This is a genomic window from Nocardia alni (assembly GCF_019038435.1).
GTDB lineage: Bacteria > Actinomycetota > Actinomycetes > Mycobacteriales > Mycobacteriaceae > Nocardia > Nocardia alni.
Genome location: NZ_JAGPOX010000116.1, coordinates 14,048 through 31,587 on the forward strand (window position 1 = coordinate 14,048; position 17,540 = coordinate 31,587).

General features: G+C 67.5%; 14 protein-coding genes. 8 read left to right on the forward strand and 6 right to left on the reverse strand.

Features of this window, described 5'->3' with window-relative positions:
• The first annotated feature begins 71 nt into the window (after window positions 1-71).
• The 4 genes from JZ791_RS32850 to JZ791_RS32865 all read left to right on the forward strand — a co-directional run bounded on the left by JZ791_RS32850 (window position 72) and on the right by JZ791_RS32865 (window position 3,350).
• Window positions 72-1,433, forward strand: a complete 1,362-nt coding sequence (locus JZ791_RS32850; RefSeq protein ID WP_216899831.1) for an MFS transporter — start codon at window positions 72-74, stop codon at window positions 1,431-1,433.
• Between the two features lie 124 nt (window positions 1,434-1,557).
• A complete protein-coding gene (locus tag JZ791_RS32855) occupies window positions 1,558-1,935 on the forward strand; it encodes an Asp23/Gls24 family envelope stress response protein (RefSeq protein ID WP_216899834.1) in 378 nt (125 codons plus the stop codon).
• Window positions 1,936-2,169: 234 nt separating this feature from the next.
• Complete coding sequence (locus JZ791_RS32860) at window positions 2,170-2,751, forward strand: DUF6286 domain-containing protein (protein ID WP_216899836.1); 582 nt, start codon at window positions 2,170-2,172, stop codon at window positions 2,749-2,751.
• The gene (locus tag JZ791_RS32865; RefSeq protein ID WP_254206737.1) at window positions 2,748-3,350 is read left to right on the forward strand and encodes an alkaline shock response membrane anchor protein AmaP; all 603 of its coding nucleotides are present in this window, start codon (window positions 2,748-2,750) and stop codon (window positions 3,348-3,350) included. Before JZ791_RS32860 ends, JZ791_RS32865 begins: the two co-directional genes overlap by 4 nt.
• A gap of 389 nt (window positions 3,351-3,739) precedes the next feature.
• On the opposite strand, the gene JZ791_RS32870 is transcribed toward JZ791_RS32865, so the two are convergent.
• Together JZ791_RS32870 and JZ791_RS32875 are read right to left on the reverse strand one after the other, a co-directional pair.
• A complete protein-coding gene (locus JZ791_RS32870; protein WP_216899838.1) occupies window positions 3,740-5,038 on the reverse strand; it encodes a D-arabinono-1,4-lactone oxidase in 1,299 nt (432 codons plus the stop codon).
• 108 nt (window positions 5,039-5,146) lie between these two features.
• Window positions 5,147-5,821, reverse strand: a complete 675-nt coding sequence (locus JZ791_RS32875; RefSeq protein ID WP_216899840.1) for a TetR/AcrR family transcriptional regulator — start codon at window positions 5,819-5,821, stop codon at window positions 5,147-5,149.
• Window positions 5,822-5,947: 126 nt separating this feature from the next.
• Between JZ791_RS32875 and JZ791_RS32880 the strand changes: the two genes are divergently transcribed.
• Window positions 5,948-7,459, forward strand: a complete 1,512-nt coding sequence (locus JZ791_RS32880) for an MFS transporter (protein ID WP_216899842.1) — start codon at window positions 5,948-5,950, stop codon at window positions 7,457-7,459.
• Between the two features lie 70 nt (window positions 7,460-7,529).
• On the opposite strand, the gene JZ791_RS32885 is transcribed toward JZ791_RS32880, so the two are convergent.
• Window positions 7,530-8,735 carry a lipase family protein gene (locus JZ791_RS32885; protein WP_254206738.1) on the reverse strand — a complete coding sequence of 402 codons (1,206 nt, stop codon included), beginning with the start codon at window positions 8,733-8,735 and terminating at the stop codon, window positions 7,530-7,532.
• Between the two features lie 568 nt (window positions 8,736-9,303).
• Here JZ791_RS32885 and pgm point away from each other — a divergent pair.
• Window positions 9,304-10,938, forward strand: coding sequence for a phosphoglucomutase (alpha-D-glucose-1,6-bisphosphate-dependent) (gene pgm / locus JZ791_RS32890; RefSeq protein ID WP_216899844.1), 1,635 nt, complete (start codon window positions 9,304-9,306; stop codon window positions 10,936-10,938).
• 94 nt (window positions 10,939-11,032) lie between these two features.
• Here pgm and JZ791_RS32895 read toward each other — a convergent pair whose 3' ends face one another.
• Entirely contained in the window at window positions 11,033-11,704 is a 672-nt protein-coding gene (locus tag JZ791_RS32895) for a DUF899 domain-containing protein (RefSeq protein WP_216899846.1), read from the reverse strand.
• Window positions 11,705-13,045: 1,341 nt separating this feature from the next.
• On the opposite strand from JZ791_RS32895, the gene JZ791_RS32900 reads away from it, so the two are divergent.
• Both JZ791_RS32900 and JZ791_RS32905 read left to right on the forward strand, forming a co-directional pair.
• Window positions 13,046-14,299: an MFS transporter gene (locus tag JZ791_RS32900; protein ID WP_308163221.1), complete on the forward strand. Its 1,254-nt coding sequence runs from the start codon at window positions 13,046-13,048 to the stop codon at window positions 14,297-14,299.
• Window positions 14,300-14,386: 87 nt separating this feature from the next.
• A complete protein-coding gene (locus tag JZ791_RS32905) occupies window positions 14,387-15,124 on the forward strand; it encodes a DsbA family protein (protein WP_308163220.1) in 738 nt (245 codons plus the stop codon).
• A gap of 642 nt (window positions 15,125-15,766) precedes the next feature.
• Here the strand turns inward: JZ791_RS32905 and JZ791_RS32910 are convergent.
• Window positions 15,767-16,003 (reverse strand): hypothetical protein, encoded by a 237-nt coding sequence (locus tag JZ791_RS32910; protein WP_216899848.1) that lies wholly within the window; start codon window positions 16,001-16,003, stop codon window positions 15,767-15,769.
• A 270-nt stretch (window positions 16,004-16,273) separates the two neighbouring features.
• Window positions 16,274-17,540 (reverse strand): HNH endonuclease signature motif containing protein (locus JZ791_RS32915; RefSeq protein ID WP_216899850.1); only part of this gene is annotated, 1,267 nt, incomplete at its 5' end.

Consider the following 17,540-nt stretch of genomic DNA (forward strand, 5'->3'; position numbering starts at 1 on the left):
GCACTACCGTAAGGTGAAGTTGCGAACTGTTAGCTGATGTACCTGCCGGGGATTACCGAGGAGGCCGTCTCGTGAACAGTGTCATCGACGACGCACCCTTCACCTCGTTCCACAAGTGGCTGGCAGTGGCGTGTTCCGGCGGTCCGCTGCTGGACGGGTACATCCTGAGCATCGTCGGCACCGCCCTGATCGGGATGACTCCGCAGCTGGGGCTGAGCACCACCGACACCCAGCTGATCGGCGCCGCGGCACTGGTGGGCATGTTCGTCGGCGGCGCGCTGTTCGGCGTGCTGACCGACAAGATCGGCCGCGAGGTGATGTACACCGCCGACCTGGTGGTGATGGCGTTGTGCTCGATCGCCTCGTTCTTTGTGGAGACGACCTGGCTGCTGGTGCTGCTGCGGTTCGTCATGGGTATGGCCGTGGCCGCGGACTATCCGATCGCCACCTCGCTGCTGGCCGAATGGCTGCCGCTGCGCCAGCGCGGCACCCTGCTCGGATTTCAGATCGTGGCCTGGTACGCGGGCTCGGTGCTGGCCTATCTGGTCGGCTACCTGATGTTGACGCTGTTCGGCCACGGCAGCTGGCGCTGGCAGTTGGCCTCCGCGGCGGTGCTGTGCGTGATATTCCTGATCATCCGCCAGCGGACCGCGCCGGAATCACCACGCTGGCTGGCCCTGCACGGCAAGTCCGAGAAGGCCGCGGGGATGATCGAGAAATTCCTGCACGTGCGGGTCGATCCGAGCGATCTGGTCGAGGCCGCGCATCAGGCCGATCCGGTGAGCAGCGGTTCGGTGCTGGAGCTGTTCAACGCGCAGTACCGCAAACGCACCTTGTTCTGCGGCGGATTCTTCCTGTGTCAGGTGGCGGTGCTGTTCGCGATGCTGACCTTCGGCCCGCAGATCCTGTCCTCGTTCGGCCTGCCCTCTGGCACCTGGATGGACACCCTCGGCACCGCACTGATCAGCCTGGTCTTCCTGATCGGCTGCCTGCCCGCGATGCGACTCATCGACACCATCGGCCGCCGGCCCACCATCATCTGGGCGTTCGGGCTGATGATCCTGCCGCTGCTGTTCATCGGCGTGTGGCCGACGATGCCGGCCGCGCTGGCCTTTCTCATGCTGTGCGTCTACGCCTTCTGCTGCGGCGGACCGAACGTGCTGGACTGGACCTACCCGAACGAGCTGTTCCCCACGCATATTCGCGCGACGGCGGTGGGCCTGGCCACCTCGGTCAGCCGCGTCGGCGCCGCGCTGGGCACCTATCTGCTGCCGTGGTCGCTCGATCACCTGGGTATGGGGACGACGATGCTCTACGCCGCGGGGTTGACCGCGATCGGATTCCTGATCTGCCTGTGGGGTGCGCCCGAGACGATGGGCCGCCGGCTCAACGCGGCCTCCGCGGTCAGCGGTCCGGTCCGCGGGGCCGCCTGATCGCGAGCGGATCGTAACCGTACTGGTCGTTATGCCCGGCGCGTACGCGAGTGTTATCGCAGCGTGTCGGTTATTGTCTGGCTATCGCTGGGGGAAATTGCCGACATGGACTCCGGAGGTAGGGATGACGAGCACGGTGACCGGCACGGCGCACCCGGGGACGGGGCCGGCGGTCGAGGTGGTACTGCCGGATCCGCCCGCGGTCGTCGACGCCGACGCCGTGCGGACCATCGTGGCCGAGGCCGCGCGGGAGATCACCGGGGTGTCCGCCGACGTGCAGGTGCGGGCCAGGCTCACGCGCGGGGAGGCGGTACTGAGCATGCGGCTGCCCATCCGCTATCCGATGCCGATATGGCAGGTCAGCACCGTATGCCGCAACCACGTGCTGGAGCGGATGCGAGATCGGACCGCTATTCCGGTGCGGCGCTTTGATATCGAGGTGAGCGAGTTGGTGGAGACTCGCCGCACGGCGGAGTCGGATGCGGGCGAGGTGGTGTCGTGAGTGGAGCGTGGCGGAGCGAATCGTGGGCGCGGCGCTTGTCGTGTGGCGGGGCTGAGTGTGGGCGAGGTGGAGTCGTGAGTGGGGCGTGGCGGAGCGAGCCATGGGCGCAGTGCGTTCGCTGTGTGGCGGGGCTGAGTGCTAGGGAGAGGGAGTCGTGAGTGGAGCGTGGTTGAGCGAGCTTGGGGCGCGGCGCGTTTGCCGTGTGGCGGGGCCGAGGGCTGGCGAGGTGGAGTCGTGAGGCGGCGTTCGCGTCGTACGGTGCCCGCGCTGGCGCTGTCCCTGGCGCTGCTCGCGGGTTGTGCCGCGGTGGTCTTGTCACTGGTACAAAGGCTCACCAGCGCAAGGCAATTGCTTTCCTATGCGAGCGCCTCGGCTCGCCTGCGCGTGATGACCTGGGACGACCGGTGGGTGCTTGTCGCGGGCGCCGGCGCCGTCGTGGTGGGCCTGGTGCTGGTGGCGCTGGCGATACTGCCGGGCCGCGCGATCCTGTTGCCGCTGACCGGCGACGACCAGTTCGCCGCAGGTGTGGGCCGCCGGGGCCTGTGCGGTTCCCTGCGGGCGGCGGCGCATTCGGTGGAGGGCGTGCACTCTGCGCGTATCCGGCTGCGCCGCAAGAATGTTCGGGTCACCGTCCGGACCGGCTACGCGCATTCGGCGAACCTGACCGAGACGGTGCGCGCCGCGGTCGACGAGCGGATCGCCCGTATCGGACCCCGTTCGGCACTGCGGGTATCGGTGGAGGCTCGCACCAAGCCGGGACTGACGTCCCGGCGCCGGAGCGTCGCCGGCGAGCCGCGTAAGGCCGGTGCGCTATGAAATACGCGGGGACCGCGATGAAGTCGGCCAACCGTCCCGCCAAGCTGAATCGGGCGTTGCTCGGGTTGTTCGGCCTGGGGCTGGCCGCGGCGGGCGGGCTCGCGCTCGCCGCGCACTTCGGCCGGTTGAATTGGGTCGGCGCCCGCGACGCCCTGCTGCCGAATCATGATGCGCCCCAGACCTGGATGCTGTGGACGGCCGCGGCGACGGCGGGCCTCGCGGGCCTGGGGTGTCTGCGCTGGGCGATCGCGCAGGTTCCGCGCACCGAGCGTGCGATCCGGTGGCAGGCTCGGGTCAAGGGTTCCACCGATACGACCGTGCTGGACACCGCGACGATGTGCGCCCCCGTCGCCGCGGACATCGAGGCATACGACGGCGTCCGCTCCGCGCGAGCCCGGCTGTCCGGTCCCGGCCGGGGACCGGGCCTGCACCTGGTCGTGACCGCATCCCCGGACATCGACGTCCCCGGCCTGCGCGACCGCATCCGCGCCCACGCCCTCCCGCGCCTGCGTCAGGCCCTGGAACTCGACACCCTGCCCGTACGCATGGAGGTCCGCTTGGCGGCCGAACGTCCTCGGCGACGCATCGGCAGACGCTGAGCCGCTTCGGCTGGAGTCCACCTGTTGCGCAGCCGGTTCCGGTGGATCCCGGCCAGACGAGTGCCGGGATGACGGCGCTCTGCCGTGCCGGGTTGGCGGGTTGCTGTGCTGGGCGACTGCGCTCTGCCCTGCCGGGTTGGCGGGTTGCTGTGCCGGGCGACGGTACTCAGGCATGCCGGGTTGGCGGCTGCGGTGCCGAGATGGCGGTACTCAGCCGTGCCGGGATGGCGGGTTGCTGTGCCGGGCGACAGTACTCAGCCGTGCCGGGATGGCAGGCAGGCGTGCCAGGATGATGGTGCTCAGCTGTGCCGGGATGGCAGGCAGGCGTGCCAGGATGATGGTGCTCAGCTGTGCCGGGATGGCAGGCAGGCGTGCCAGGATGACGGCGTTCAGCCGATGGGACCGAAGATGTGGTTGGTGTAGCGATTGTCGAAGCGGCCCTTGGGGTCCAGGCGGCGGCGGACCTCCAAGAAGCGGTCCCATTCGGGATACAGGGCGGGGAGGGTCTCGGCGGACTGGCTGTGCCGTTTACCCCAGTGCGGGCGTCCGTGGTACCGGTTGAATACTTCCTCGCAGGCGCCGAAGTACCCGCGCCATTCCATCCCGGCCACCTGATGCACGGCGACATAACAGGATTCGCGGTTGTGCACCGGTGACAGGAAGGCGTCGTCGGGAGCGACGAAGCGCACCTCGGTCGGCATGGGGGTGTCGTAATGCCGTCCGATCTCCTTGATCTCGCGGATCACCTCGGCGGCATGCTCGCGCGGCACCGCGTATTCCATTTCGGTGAATCGGAACAGCCTGGGGGAGGCGAAGACTCGATACGAACGCTCCACCTGGCGGCGGTACGATCCGGCGGAAGCGGCGAAACGCTGTACCGGCGGAATGAATTTCGGCTGCACGCGGCACAGCCGGGTGAGGACGTCGAAGGCGTAGTTGTTCAGCACCACATCGGCGAACCATTCGGTAAGCTTGCCGCGCGGCTGCTCGTGCAGATCCACCCGGTTGTTGCGCTTGGTCATCGCGGTCGAGCTGTGCGCGAACATGTAGAACTCGAAGTGGTCGTTACTGTCGACGTAATCGTCGAGACCGGCGAGCACCTCGTCGAACGGAATCGGCCGCTCGACGCCCTCGAGTACGAACGCGGGCACCAGTTGCAAGGTCACCGCGGTCACGATGCCCAGCGCGCCCACGTTGACCCGCGCGGCACGCCAGCCGTCGGGGTCGGTCCGCTCGTCGAGTTCCACGACGCTGCCGTCGGCGAGCATCAACTCCACCGAATGTAGTGCGGCGGAGAGGTTCTGGAGCTTTCCGCCGGTGCCGTGCGTCGCCGTGGCGGTCGCTCCGGCGATGGACTGCACGTCGATATCGCCCAGGTTGGGGAATGCCAGACCCAGCCCGTACAGGGTGTCGTTGAGTTCGTGCAGGCGCGCACCGCCCTCGACGCGAACGCGCGCGTTGGCCAGATCGACGTCCAGGACGCGGTTCAGCTTCGTGGTGTCCACCAGGATTCCGCTGGTCAGCGCGGTATCGGTGAAGGAATGTCCCGCGCCGAAGGCCCGGACGACGCGATCCTCGGCCTCGGCGCGTTCCAGCAGCGCAGACAGCTCGTCCCGGGAATGCGGTGCGGCCAGCACCGCCGGTGCGCACCTCTGATCACCCGCCCAGTTCACCCACGAATTGGTCATGCGTCCAACTTTAGGATACGCACAGGTCGGACGCTACTGGAACGTGAATTTCGCGACGTGGGCGTGTCTCGCCGCAATTTCCCCTATGTGGCCGCTATGACCCGTGTCTCACTTACGCCGGGTGACGAAGCAGGCCGACTTGGCGCGGTCGATCTCCGCATCATCCATCGGCGGGGTGGTGAACGGCACACGCGGCAGGCAGTCCGCCCGCGCGCCGTCCAGCACGATCGCCATATAACGCCGCCACACCTCGGAATTCACCGGACGGGCGAACGCGGCGATCGACTCGACCATGCTCATCATCGCGAAGAAGTCGGTGGCGGTGATGCCCTCGCGGAGCGCGCCCTCGACGTGTGCGCGCGCGATCAACTGCTCGAGCTGCGGCTTGATCCGATCGCGCACCGAGTCGAAACGTTCCATCGCATCGGGTACTTCGAGCATCACCTCGCCGAACCCGCGATTGTTCGCCATGTTCTGGCAGCCGTATTCGAAGATCGCCATCACGCCGGCCCAGGCGTCCGGATTACGGTTGGCCGCCTCGACCGCCTCGGCCATCTCCGCCACATTGTGGTCGAACACCTCGACGATCAGTTCCTGCTTGTTCGCGAAGCGCCGGTACACCGTGCCAACGCCGACGCCCGCCGCCTCGGCCACGTCGTCCAGCGTGACGTCCAAGCCGCGCTCGGCGAAGAGTCTGCGCGCCGCCTCCAGGATGCGCTGCTGATTACGGACGGCATCGGCCCGCAGGCGCCGGGCCGGCGGGGCGGTAGTGGCGGGGTTCACAACAACATCCTAACAAGATTCGGGATTAAGTGGAGGCGGTATCTCCGTTATTCTGGTAGCTTCGGTTGAAGCGGAGGAACAACCTCCATATTAGCTGTCTCGGACCACACATTCGACAGGGGAACCATGACCACTCCAGATCTCGAGGAACGGGCAAGACCGGCGGCGCACCGCCGGGACGACCGCGCGAGCCGTCGCGGGTCACATGCCCTGCGTTGGTGGGTGCTTGCCGTGCTCGGCATCGCACAGCTGATGGTCGTGCTCGACGCGACCGTGGTGAATATCGCGCTACCTTATGCGCAGCGCGCCCTGGACTTTTCCAATACCGACCGGCAGTGGGTTGTCACCGGTTACGCCTTGGCCTTCGGCAGCCTGCTGCTGCTCGGTGGGCGTCTGAGCGATCTGTTCGGGCGGCGCACCACCTTCATCGTCGGACTCATCGGCTTCGCCGCGGCCTCCGCGATCGGCGGCGCGGCAACCGGATTCGACATGCTCGTCGCCGCCCGCGTGGCCCAGGGCGCATTCGCGGCCTTGCTGGCCCCGGCCGCCTTGTCGCTGCTCACGGTGACCTTCACCGAGCCGTCCGAGCGTGCCAAGGCATTCGGAATCTTCGGCGCTGTCGCCGGCGCCGGCGGTGCGCTGGGTCTGCTGCTCGGCGGCGCGCTCACCGAATGGATGTCCTGGCGCTGGGTGATGTACGTGAACCTGATCTTCGCGGCCATCGCGCTGGTTGGCGCGGTCACGCTGCTGGCCCGCCACGTGAGCAACGAACGGCCGAAGATCGACGTCCCGGGCACCGTCGCGGTGAGCGCGGCCCTGTTCGGCATCGTGTACGGCTTCTCGAACGCCGAGAACCACGGCTGGTCCAACGGTGTCACGCTGGGCTTCCTGATCGGCGGAGTCGCGCTGCTGGGCGTGTTCGCGTGGATCGAGTCGCGGGTGAAGAATCCGCTGCTGCCGCTGCGGATCGTGCTGGACCGCACGCGTGGCGGGTCCTACCTGACCATCTTCGTGATGGGCATCGGGATGTTCGCGATCTTCCTGTTCCTGACCTACTACCTGGAACTGACCCTGCACTACTCGCCGATCGTCACCGGTGTGGCGTTCCTGCCGATGGTGGCGGCACTGGTCGCCGCCTCGACCACGACACCGTCGCTGCTGCTGCCCAAGCTCGGGCCGAAACTCGTTGTCAGCGGCGGATTCCTGATCGCCGCGGTCGGTATGGCGCTGCTGACCAGGATCGGTCTGCACACCGGGTACGCCTCGCACATCCTGCCGGCGCTGGTTCTGCTCGGTATCGGACTGGGCGCCGCGATGTCGACCGCCTTCCAAAGCGCCACGGCCGGTGTGCATCACGACGACGCGGGTGTGGCCTCGGCAATGGTCAACACCAGCCAGCAGGTCGGCGGCTCGATCGGTACCGCGGCGTTGAGCACCATCGCCGCCTCGGCCGCCTCGAGCTACCTGACGCACCGTCAGGCCAGCCCGCTGAACGTCGCGCAGTCGCTGATCGAGAGCTACACCACCAGCTTCTGGTGGGGCGCCGGGATCTTCCTGGTCGGCGCCGTCGTGATGCTGGCCCTCATGCCGAACACCGCACCCGCGCCCGCCGAAGGCGAGCCGGTGCTCGTGCACTGAGAACCGAACCATCCCACAGGGATACGAGCTGTGCCCCCACCTGTACACCGGTGGGGGCACAGCATATTTCTCAGCAGTTGTTCGGGGCGGGGAGGTTCGCGAAGCGGTCGGCCAGGTAGCCGAACGCGTGGGCCGCGCCGGGTGCCATCGCACCGAGGTGATCAGCGCCGGGAACCATCTCGAACAGCACGGGAGTTCCTGCCGCGCAATATTTTCCGGTCGAATGCCGGGCCAGGCGCGGATTCACCTCATCACTGCTTCCGGCCCACTGATACAGCGGTGCGCGGATGATGCCCGGATAGGTTTCCAGGCTGTTCTGATGGATGATCGCGATCTGTGCCGGGCCGACGTCGGCGACCCCGCCGTGGAAGTAGGCGGGGAAATCCTTGTTCGGGGCCGCGGCGATGATCTCGTCGGTGCAGGCGTTGGCGATCCGATGGCGCAGCGCGAAACCCGCCGGATTCAGGGCCGGATCCAGCGACATCACACCCGGATACTCGCGTTCGAGCCCGACCGCGGCGGCGAAGCCCAGCCCGAACAGCGGATGCGGGGCCTTGCCCAGATCCAGGGCGAGCTTGCCTATGTTCACCGGCACCCCGCCCATCGCGACGCCTACGATCGGCAACTCGGGGGCATAGTCCGGGGCCATCGCCGCCGCGAATCCGGTCGCCATGCCGCCGCCGGAGTATCCGGCCAAACCCACAGGGCTGCCGCCCAATCCGGCCGGGCCGAAGCGCCGGGCCGCGCGGATGCCGTCCAGCGTCAGCCGCCCGCCCAGTTGTGCGGCGCCGTACGCGCTGGTCGGACCGAGATGGTCCGGCACCGCCACCGCCCAGCCGTGTGCCAGCAGCAGATTCAGCGCGGGCGCCTCCTTCAGGCTGCCGTTGAACAGCGCGTGCGACGGGGCGCATCGCAGACCGAGAGAGTTCACGAACGGCTGATACGACACCAGCGGCCGCCTGCCGCCGGGAGTCAGCACCGTGGTCATCGCGGCGATCGGCGCCCCGGCGGAATTGGTCGAGCGATACAGCAGCTGCCAGGCCGTCACGCCCGGGAAGCCCGGTGCGGGCACGGTCCGGCTGCGCACCACATCGCCAGGCCGGAAATCACCGATATTCGGCGGGGCCGCATAGAAGCGGTCCGGATCGGGTATGGGGTACACGGCGGCCTGTGCAGTCGGGGCGCACAGGCCGCCGCCAACCATCGACAGCAGCGCTGTGGCCATGATCAGTGCGGGACGGCGCCATCCACGCACCCGCAACGGTCTGCTGTGCATCATCACTCCTCGAGTCGCGGGATGCGGAATTCGGGCATTGTGGAATGCCCGCGTTTTCCCGTTGGTGGGGCAAATCTCTGGCAAGCGAGCCGAACTGGGCTATTACAGCAGTCGCGATCTCATCGACCGGACCGCCGCGCCGAACGAACACGACGGGCGCGATCGGTGAGCCGCCGATGCGGACGCCGGTGGGCAGAACCTCCGGCCCGCACCTCTCGCTCTAGATCGCTGGCAGTTAGCATGTCTGAATGACCAATGGCCCGGGGTAGGCATTTCCGGCGGCTGCGAGGAGTACGAGCGCTGCTGGGCAGCGCGGCACGATGAATGGCACGACGACGAAGGGCAGGCGCGAGGATTGGGGCCGTGCGATGAGTGAACCGGTCGGACTCGCCGCTGCACCGGAGCCTCCTGCGCCCGATCGTGCGATCGGTGGGCGATTCGCTACGGTAGAGCTTCTGGGCACGGCGGCCAGTGAGCACAGTGGTACCGGCGCGTCCCAGACTGTGTGGGTGTGGCCGTGATCCTGATGACCAGCCGGGCACAGGCGACACGGAAAGGAGGCCCCAGCATGGCCCATGATCGAGCCGGAAGACCGGCACGGGCCACCGATCTGGAGGATCTGCCGCACCTGGTGACCGCCTACTACGCGCGCATTCCCGATCCGGCCGAGCCCGCGCAGCTGGTGCAGTTCGGCACCTCCGGACATCGCGGATCGAGTCTGGACTGCGCCTTCAACGAGGCGCATATTCTGGCCATCACCCAGGCGATCGTGGAATACCGCGCCACTCGCGGCATCACCGGTCCGGTGTATCTGGCCCGCGACACACACGCGCTGTCCGAACCGGCGTGGACGACCGCGCTCGAGGTGCTGGCCGCCAACGAGGTCACCGCGATCATCGACGCCCGCGACCGCTACACCCCGACCCCCGCGCTGAGTCACGCGGTGCTGCGCCACAATCGGGGGGGCACCCGGCATCAGGCCGACGGGATCGTGGTCACCCCCTCGCACAACCCGCCCCGCGATGGCGGCTTCAAATACAACCCGCCGCACGGCGGCCCCGCCGACACCGTTGCCACCGACGCCATTGCCGAGCGCGCCAACGAGTTGCTGCGCGGCGGGCTGGTCGGGGTGAAGCGCACCACCGTGGCCCATGCGCTCGCCGCCGGCGTCGAGCGATACGACTATCTTGACCACTACATCACCGACCTGCCGAATGTGTTGAACCTGGACGCGATTCGCGGTGCGGGCATCCGCCTCGGCGCGGATCCGATGGGTGGCGCCAGCGTCGACTACTGGGAAGAGATCGGGCAGCGCTACGACCTCGAGATCGAGGTGGTCAACCCGTTCGTCGACCCCACGTGGCGGTTCATGACCCTGGACGCCGATGGCAAGATCCGCATGGACCCCTCCTCGCGCTACGCCATGGCCTCGCTGGTGGCCATCCGCGACGACTACGACATCTCCACCGGCAACGACGCCGACGCCGACCGGCACGGTGTGGTGACACCCGATGCGGGACTGATGAATCCGAACCGCTTCCTCACGGTCGCGATCGAATACCTGATCGCCAACCGGATGGGGTGGGACGCGCTGACCAAGATCGGCAAGACCGCGGTGACCTCCGCGATGATCGACCGTGTGGTGAGCGTGCTGGGGCGGCAGGTACACGAGGTGCCGGTCGGGTTCAAATGGTTCGTGCCCGGATTGTTCAGTGGCTCACTGGCTTTCGGTGGCGAGGAGAGCGCGGGCGCGTCGTTCCTGCGGCACGACGGGACGGTCTGGACCACCGACAAGGACGGCATCCTGCTCGCGCTGCTGGCCGCCGAGATCACCGCGGTCACCGGGCAGAGCCCCTCGGCTCGCTACGCCGAACTCGAAATACGCTACGGTTCAGCCGCTTACGCACGCATCGATGCGAACGCCACTCCGGAGCAGAAGAAGCGCCTGGCCGCGCTCACCCCCGAGGACATCACCGCCACGGAGATCGCAGGGGAGGAGATCACCGCCATCCAGACCCGTGCCCGGGGCAACGGCGCGGCCCTGGGCGGGGTGAAGGTGAGCACCGCGAACGCCTGGTTCGCGGCGCGGCCGTCCGGCACCGAGGACAAGTACAAGATCTACGCCGAATCCTTCGAGGGCCCTGAGCATTTGGCGCAGGTGCAGGCGGCGGCCGAGGAGGTCGTGGGGCACGCGCTGGGGTGAATGCCCCGCTGGTGCGGTGTCCTGCCGGCCGGAATCCGCTGGTTACGGTGGATCCCATCCAGAGGCAGGGAACGATGGGATCTCGCCGTCTTGTTCAGTACTCGTCGCGTTTGCGGGGCCAGTTGTCGTAGGTGTCGCCGCGTCCCAGGGGCGCGCGGTCCAGCAATTGCCAGGTGGCGTTGAGGCCGTCGGTGCCGCGGTCGTAGGTGGAATAGGTGTGGTAGACCACGCCGTCGTCGCCGAGAGCGAAGCAGCTCAGCGCCATCAGCTCCATGACGTCCAGCATGTTGCCCGCCGGGCGGTTGGCCGCCGACGTACGCATGATCTCGAAGAAATCCTCGTTGAATCCGTTGTCGCCGAGGGAAACCCAGTCGATATCCCAGCCGAACCGCTGCTTGTAGGCGTTCAGGGTAGGCAGCGGCGACCGCGAGGCCAGGATGAATGTCACGTCGCGATGGGCCAGGTGGGGGACAGCGCCGACCAGATTGTCGGTCTCGAAGGTGCAGCCCGGGCAGCCCTCGGGGGTCTTCGGGCCATGCATGAAATGCCGGATGATCAGCTGGGAGCGTCCGTCGAACAGCTGGGCCAGGGTCTTCTCCCCGTTGTTGGTGTCGAACCGGTAATCCTTGGTGACCGGTACCCAGGGCATCGTTCGCCGCTGCCGGGCCAACTCGTCGCTGCGGCGGGTCAGCTCTTTCTCCTGTGTGCGCAGCTCCTCGTAGGCTTTGCGCCACTCTTCGCGGGTGCCGGTGTCATGAATGGTCATACGGTCGTCCTTTCTCGGGCACAGATGTTCTGGAGATAGGACCGCGTGAGTAGGTCGAATTCATCGCCGAGATCGAGAGAACCGGCGTCCGGCTCCATTCTCGCTATGGGATTGTCGGAAACCAGATGCTCGAGCGGACGAATGGAGCCGGAGGTCGGGGCGATCGCTGACCGCGGGCCGCCTGGCCGGGCTGTCGATCGCCCCGGGACAGCGACACGCGTTCGCCTCGAGCGTAAGGGGCGTGCAGCCAAGGGAGAACCGGCCTCCCGCTGCATTCTCGGTACGTAATTGTCGGAAAGCGGACGATCGGGCCGACAAAATGCAGCGGTAGGCCGGGTTTCGTTCGAGTGGTGATGCGGAGTCGGCCCGCAGAGCGCGGCTCGGTAGTGGTCGTGCGCTGACGACGGCTCGCGGGCGCAGTGCCGGGTCGGTAGGAGAGAATCGGCCTCCCGCTGCATTTTTCGAGCGGAATCCTCGGAAACCAGAGCCTCGGGGCGGGAAAATGCAGCGGCAGGCCGGGCGACTCGCCTGTCTGGGCGTCGGCGAGCGGCACTCGGCGTAGTAAGTACCCGTGTCCTCGCTGGAGGCGACGCAGCGACATTCCCGGCATCGTCTACGCCTATGAGTCGCTGTAGGGCGATCGTGGACCGTGTGCAGCAAGTCGCGGGCTTCGAGTTGCTTGTGTTGCCGTACCGCTGTCTGATTGAGCGCTGGTCGAGTGGCGGTGCGCCATCGCTCGACGGTATCGCCGCTGTCGGAAGGCGGAGTGACAGGCTGTGCCGCAGCGGAAACTGGTTGATGGCGCAGCAACGAGTACCGGGCTACTCGAGGCCGGGGCGGAGAACCACCCCGGATTCGTTGCACGCTTGAAGGTGCGTCTTCGAAGCAGAGAACCGCACAGAGGTCGCGACCGAACGCCGGCAACGACTGCACGACCCGGCCATCCCCATCGAAGTGTTCCGTACGAAGCCGTCCTACGCACCCAGGTAGGCGCCAACGAGGTGATGACCGCACAGCTTCTTCGATGTTCGGCACGGTCAGACTCGGGTTGTGTGCCTGCTCCACGGCGCGCCGGTAGTCCGGCCAGACAGCTGTCGGCTGAGGGGCGGTAACTGCTGCGCGGGTTGTTCGGCGACGGAACCGTCAGGGGGCGAAATTCCTGGGTGATGCACGGTGGCTGCGGTGGGACCGGATAAGCCCGTGCGGAGCCGGAATGCACGTAGAAGACGATGTCGGAGCCCATGGGGGTGCGTAGCGTCTGGGCCGTGGCGAGGATCCCTGGGCGAAGGCTGGGATGCGGCCGGGGGGTGAGATAGTTCGACGGAGAAGTAAGTGTTCGAGGTGGTTGTGGACGAGCGTGTGGAACCGGTATCGCCGGCCAGTGGTGTGGACACTCGGCGGTTGCCGGTGGAGATTTGGGGGTTGATTCTTGCGGCGTTCGTCATCGCCCTGGGGTTCGGGCTGGTGGCGCCCGCGTTGCCGCAGTATGCGCGGAGTTTCGGGGTGGGTGTGGCCGCGGCGTCGGCGATCGTCAGTACTTTCGCGCTGATGCGGCTGCTGTTCGCGCCGGTCAGCGGGCGGCTGGTGCAGCGGCTGGGGGAGCGCGCGGTCTATGTGACCGGGGTGCTCGTGGTGGCGGTGTCCACCGGGGCTTGCGCACTGGCACAAAGCTATTGGGAACTGATCGTGCTGCGCTCGCTCGGCGGGATCGGGTCGACGATGTTCACCGTGTCCTCGCTGGGCCTGGTGATCCGGATGTCCCCGCCAGGGCAGCGCGGGCGGGTGTCCGGGCTGTGGTCGACCAGTTTCCTCATCGGCTCGCTGCTCGGGCCGCTGCTGGGCGGGGCGTTGGCGCGGTTCGGGCTGCGGGTGCCGTTCGTGATCTACTCGGTCGCGCTGCTGATCGCCATCGCGCTGGTGTATTGGAGTCTGCGCGGATCTGAGCTGGCCACACCCGTTCGAGCCGAGAACATCCGGGTGATGGGCCTGCGCCAGGCGCTGGCCCGGCCGGCGTACTGGGCGGTGCTGTGGTCCAGCTTCGCCGAGGGCGCAGCCGTTTTCGGGGTGCGGATGGCGTTGGTGCCGCTGCTGGTGGTGGAGGCGCTGCACGCCGCACCCGGGCTGGCCGGGGTGGCGTTGACGATGTTCGCGGGCGGGGATATGGCGATGATGTTCGCGGCGGGGCGACTGTCGGATCGGTGGGGGCGCAAGCCTTTTCTGATCATGGGCACTCTGGTGTGCGCGATCGGGACTACTGCGCTGGGTATGGCGCCCAGCGCGGTGTGGTTGCTGGGATTGTCGTTCGGGGCCGGGATCGGGTCGGGGATGTTCACTCCGGCGTTGCAGGCAGCGGTCGCCGATATAATCGGGCCCGATACGCGGGGTGGGCCGGTGCTGGCCGGGTATCAGATGGCGTCGGATCTGGGGACCGTGCTCGGGCCGGTGGTGGTGGGCATGATCGCGCAACGGGTGTCGTTCGGGTTCGCGTTCGGGGTGACCGGCGGGTTGTTGGCGTTGGCGGCGGTGGCGTGGGTGTTCGTGCCTGAGACGTTGCGGTGGACGATTGTCAGGACGGCGGCCGGTGAATCGGGTTGACGTTCCCGCCGCTGTGCTGATCCTCGCTGTGCCGAATGTTGCTATGCCGGATTTCGAAGACGGCGGGACTTTGGCAAAGTGTGGGCCGTGAATTCCTCGGGAACGAAGTATCAGCCGCGACCGATGTCCAACCGCACCACCTACTTGCTGGGCGGGGTCGCGATCGTCGTGATCGCGCTGGTCGTGGTGTACCTGGTGCGGTCGAACAGCGGTAGCGACCTGAAGGTGCAGGACGACGGCTACGGTCCGGTGCACGATGCGGGGGTGATCGCGCTGATCGACTCGGACGGTGCGATCGTGCTCGGAAAACCGAACGCCGCCAAGACGATCGACATGTACGAGGATCCGATGTGTCCGTCGTGCGGGTCGCTGGAGCACTACTACGGGCAGCAGATCTCGAAGGAGATCGACGCGGGCAAGCTGGCCGTGCGGTACCGATTCGTCAACTTCCTGGATCCCAAGTCCGGCAGCAAGGACTACTCCACCCGCGGCATCGCCGCCAGCGAGTGCGTCGCCGACGACGGTGACGGGCCCACGTTCTCGAAGTTCCATCAGGCGATCTTCACCACCAAGCAGCCCAGCGAGGAGGGCGGCAACCTCACCAACGACCAGCTGTCCGCGATCGCCAAGGACGCCGGGGCCTCGACCGACGTGCAGCAGTGCATCGCCAAGGGCGACCGGTTCGACGAGGCCCGCGATCACGCGTCGGCGGCGTTGACGGCGCTGAAATCGGCTGTCGGCCAAGTGGAGACGCCCACTGTGCTGGACGGCGGTAAGAACGTCGACACGGACAATCAGAACTGGGTGACCAAGCTCGTGGGTTAGTGGGCCCGGCGCCGAGTACGAGGCGTCGCCCGGACAGCATCCCCAGCCGTCCGGGCGACCCTCGACCGGGCAGGTGCCCACTCCCGCCCGGGCGCGACCGAGGTGTGCAGCCCCTCGGTTCGCTCGCTGCGCTCACTCACGACCCCTCGTCGGCCTGTGTGTCGGCTCGGCCGTGGGCGAACGGTTGGATGTTCTACTCACACTTGGCGATCGGCCAGCGACTGCGCCATCGCTGTGCGGCGCGCTCGGTCGTTTGCGGCTTTGTCGTCCGGTGTGCGGTGTCGCCGCGAGCGAACGGTAACGTGATCGCTCGTTCGTCCGTATCAGTCGGAATGCGGACAGATGTTGGACGGACACGCATTTGATCGTTCGTAGTGTCTCGTTGACCTGAGTGCGACTCGGTCGCGTGTGCATTCGTGTTGGTTGGTGTGCGGCTCATCGTTGGCGGACGGCCGTGCGAATAGTCCCTCCCCGACCGGTCGGCAGCAGGATAAGCGCATATGGCCCAAGGAAGATCGCCGCGCCGTCGAGAAGTCGGCTGTATACCGCCGCCAGCCTGGTGATCGCGAGCATCGAAGGCGTCAGCCGAGGTACTGACAGCCGTGGTGCCGCGAGAGCTGTGTCGTGGTCGAGCGGCAGAGTTCATCGGCCGCCCGGCTCCTCGTCCAGCAGGGCCTCGTAGATCCTGTTACGGGCGTCGGCGACGGCGTTGACGGTGTCGCGCAATTGCCGGGCCATTGCGGCGTATCCGAATCCGGCCGGTGTCGTATCGAGCGCGGATTCCAGTCTCTGCCTGAGCTTTTCGAGTGCGGCGATGCGCTCGCGCTCCACGGCGACATCGATGACGGTCGGCGACGCCGGGCGGTCCGGGGTGTCCATGATGGGGCGTGTCCTCGTGGGCGATGCGCTGCGGAGCGAACCATCGGCGCCGGGCGAGGCCTCGCACGCCGGCGCCGAGCGCCAACGAGGCAAGGTCGGAAGTGGTGCGCCGCGAAGCGAACCGTCGGCGAGAAGCGACTCCGGGTACGACGGCACCGGGCGTCGGCGAGGCGAGGCCGGGAGTGGTAGCTCCGTCGAACTCCACTCCGTCGGGGCGGCCGGAGTCAATACCGCCGACTCGCCCGGTGGCAGATGCATGGTGAATTCCCCTCAGTGGCTTGATGTGTCGATGGCGGGGTTCGGCAGGTCGTCTTCGGGTGTCATGGCCGACAGCCCGGAGTGCGCGAGATGCTCGAGCGGATAGGTGAGATCGGACGGGTGCACCGGCGCGGGAACGGCTGTGGGGGAGGGCCATAAGACATCGGGCGCGCCAGGATCGTTGTGCGGGAACAGATACCGCGCACCCTCACGGCCCGAGATGTGCTCGGCTCCGGTAGGCGTCGTCCAGCACAGCCGGTCCGCATCGGCCCGCCGCACCCGCCAGGGCAGAGTTCCCTTGTCCGACAATTTCTTCAGCCGATGGTGGCGCGAGCACAGCACCACGAGGTTGCCCAGGTCGGTACCGCCGCCGCGGCCCGGATGGCCGAGGTCGAACGGCTCGTGATGGCCCACGTCCGACTGCGCCGCGGGCATCGAGCACCCCGGAAATCGGCACAGCCCGTCCAGCGCCCGGATCTCCCGATCCTGCCAGGGTGCGGGATCCGGGGACATCGCCTCCTCGGTGTTGGTCGGATCCTCGACACGTTCCGGAATCACCTGCAGCTGAGCGCCTTCGGCGATATCACGGACCACATCGGCGTCCACCGGGCCGTATCCCGACAGATGCGCCGGTGCGTCCTGATCGCCCAGCAGCGTGCGCGCCGGAATGCCGATCTGTATCAGCGGTCGCCGCGGCGCCTTGGGTTCCGTTGCGGTACAGCGCTTCCCACGCCCGCACTCGCAGCGCAGCCGCTGCGACCCATCCGCGAGCGCGACCAGCGCATCGGCCCGCCGCTGCGGCATCGTGCGCGGATCGAATTCGCACACCTCCAACGCCATCTCCCGCAGTCGCATAGCAACGGTCTGTGCCCCCACCGCCGGCAGCAGCCCGTCGAAGACCGCCATCCCGTCCTGCACGGCCCGAATCCGCACGTCGCGATCCTGCTCGCGCTGCTCACGCCGCCGCCGCTCACCGTCGGGATCGAGCCGGGCGACCCACCGCCGCGCAGTCTGCCGCAACCGCATCGGATTGGCCCGCACCGCCGCCTCGATCAACGTCTCCTCGACATGCTCGAGCACCTCATCCGGCAACTCCCGAATGTTCTCGGCGATGACCTGCGCCCGCGCCAGATCGATCCGCCCAGCCCCGAATGCCTCCCGCGTTTGCGGCAGCCCATCCAGCGCCACCCCGATATCGATCAGCGCCGCAGCCACCCCCTCCGAGATCTGCACCGCAACCGCCGCCTCGGCGGCCGCGAAATTTCCCGCCGCCCCGGAG

What these genes read in the sequence shown, in the direction of transcription:
- JZ791_RS32910 (WP_216899848.1), bottom strand. Translation starts at nt 16,003, where the DNA reads ATGGACACCCCGGACCGCCCGGCGTCGCCGACCGTCATCGATGTCGCC.
- pgm (WP_216899844.1), top strand. Translation starts at nt 9,304, where the DNA reads ATGGCCCATGATCGAGCCGGAAGACCGGCACGGGCCACCGATCTGGAG.
- JZ791_RS32870 (WP_216899838.1), bottom strand. Translation starts at nt 5,038, where the DNA reads ATGACCAATTCGTGGGTGAACTGGGCGGGTGATCAGAGGTGCGCACCG.
- JZ791_RS32895 (WP_216899846.1), bottom strand. Translation starts at nt 11,704, where the DNA reads ATGACCATTCATGACACCGGCACCCGCGAAGAGTGGCGCAAAGCCTAC.
- JZ791_RS32885 (WP_254206738.1), bottom strand. Translation starts at nt 8,735, where the DNA reads ATGCACAGCAGACCGTTGCGGGTGCGTGGATGGCGCCGTCCCGCACTG.
- JZ791_RS32865 (WP_254206737.1), top strand. Translation starts at nt 2,748, where the DNA reads ATGAAATACGCGGGGACCGCGATGAAGTCGGCCAACCGTCCCGCCAAG.
- JZ791_RS32855 (WP_216899834.1), top strand. Translation starts at nt 1,558, where the DNA reads ATGACGAGCACGGTGACCGGCACGGCGCACCCGGGGACGGGGCCGGCG.
- JZ791_RS32880 (WP_216899842.1), top strand. Translation starts at nt 5,948, where the DNA reads ATGACCACTCCAGATCTCGAGGAACGGGCAAGACCGGCGGCGCACCGC.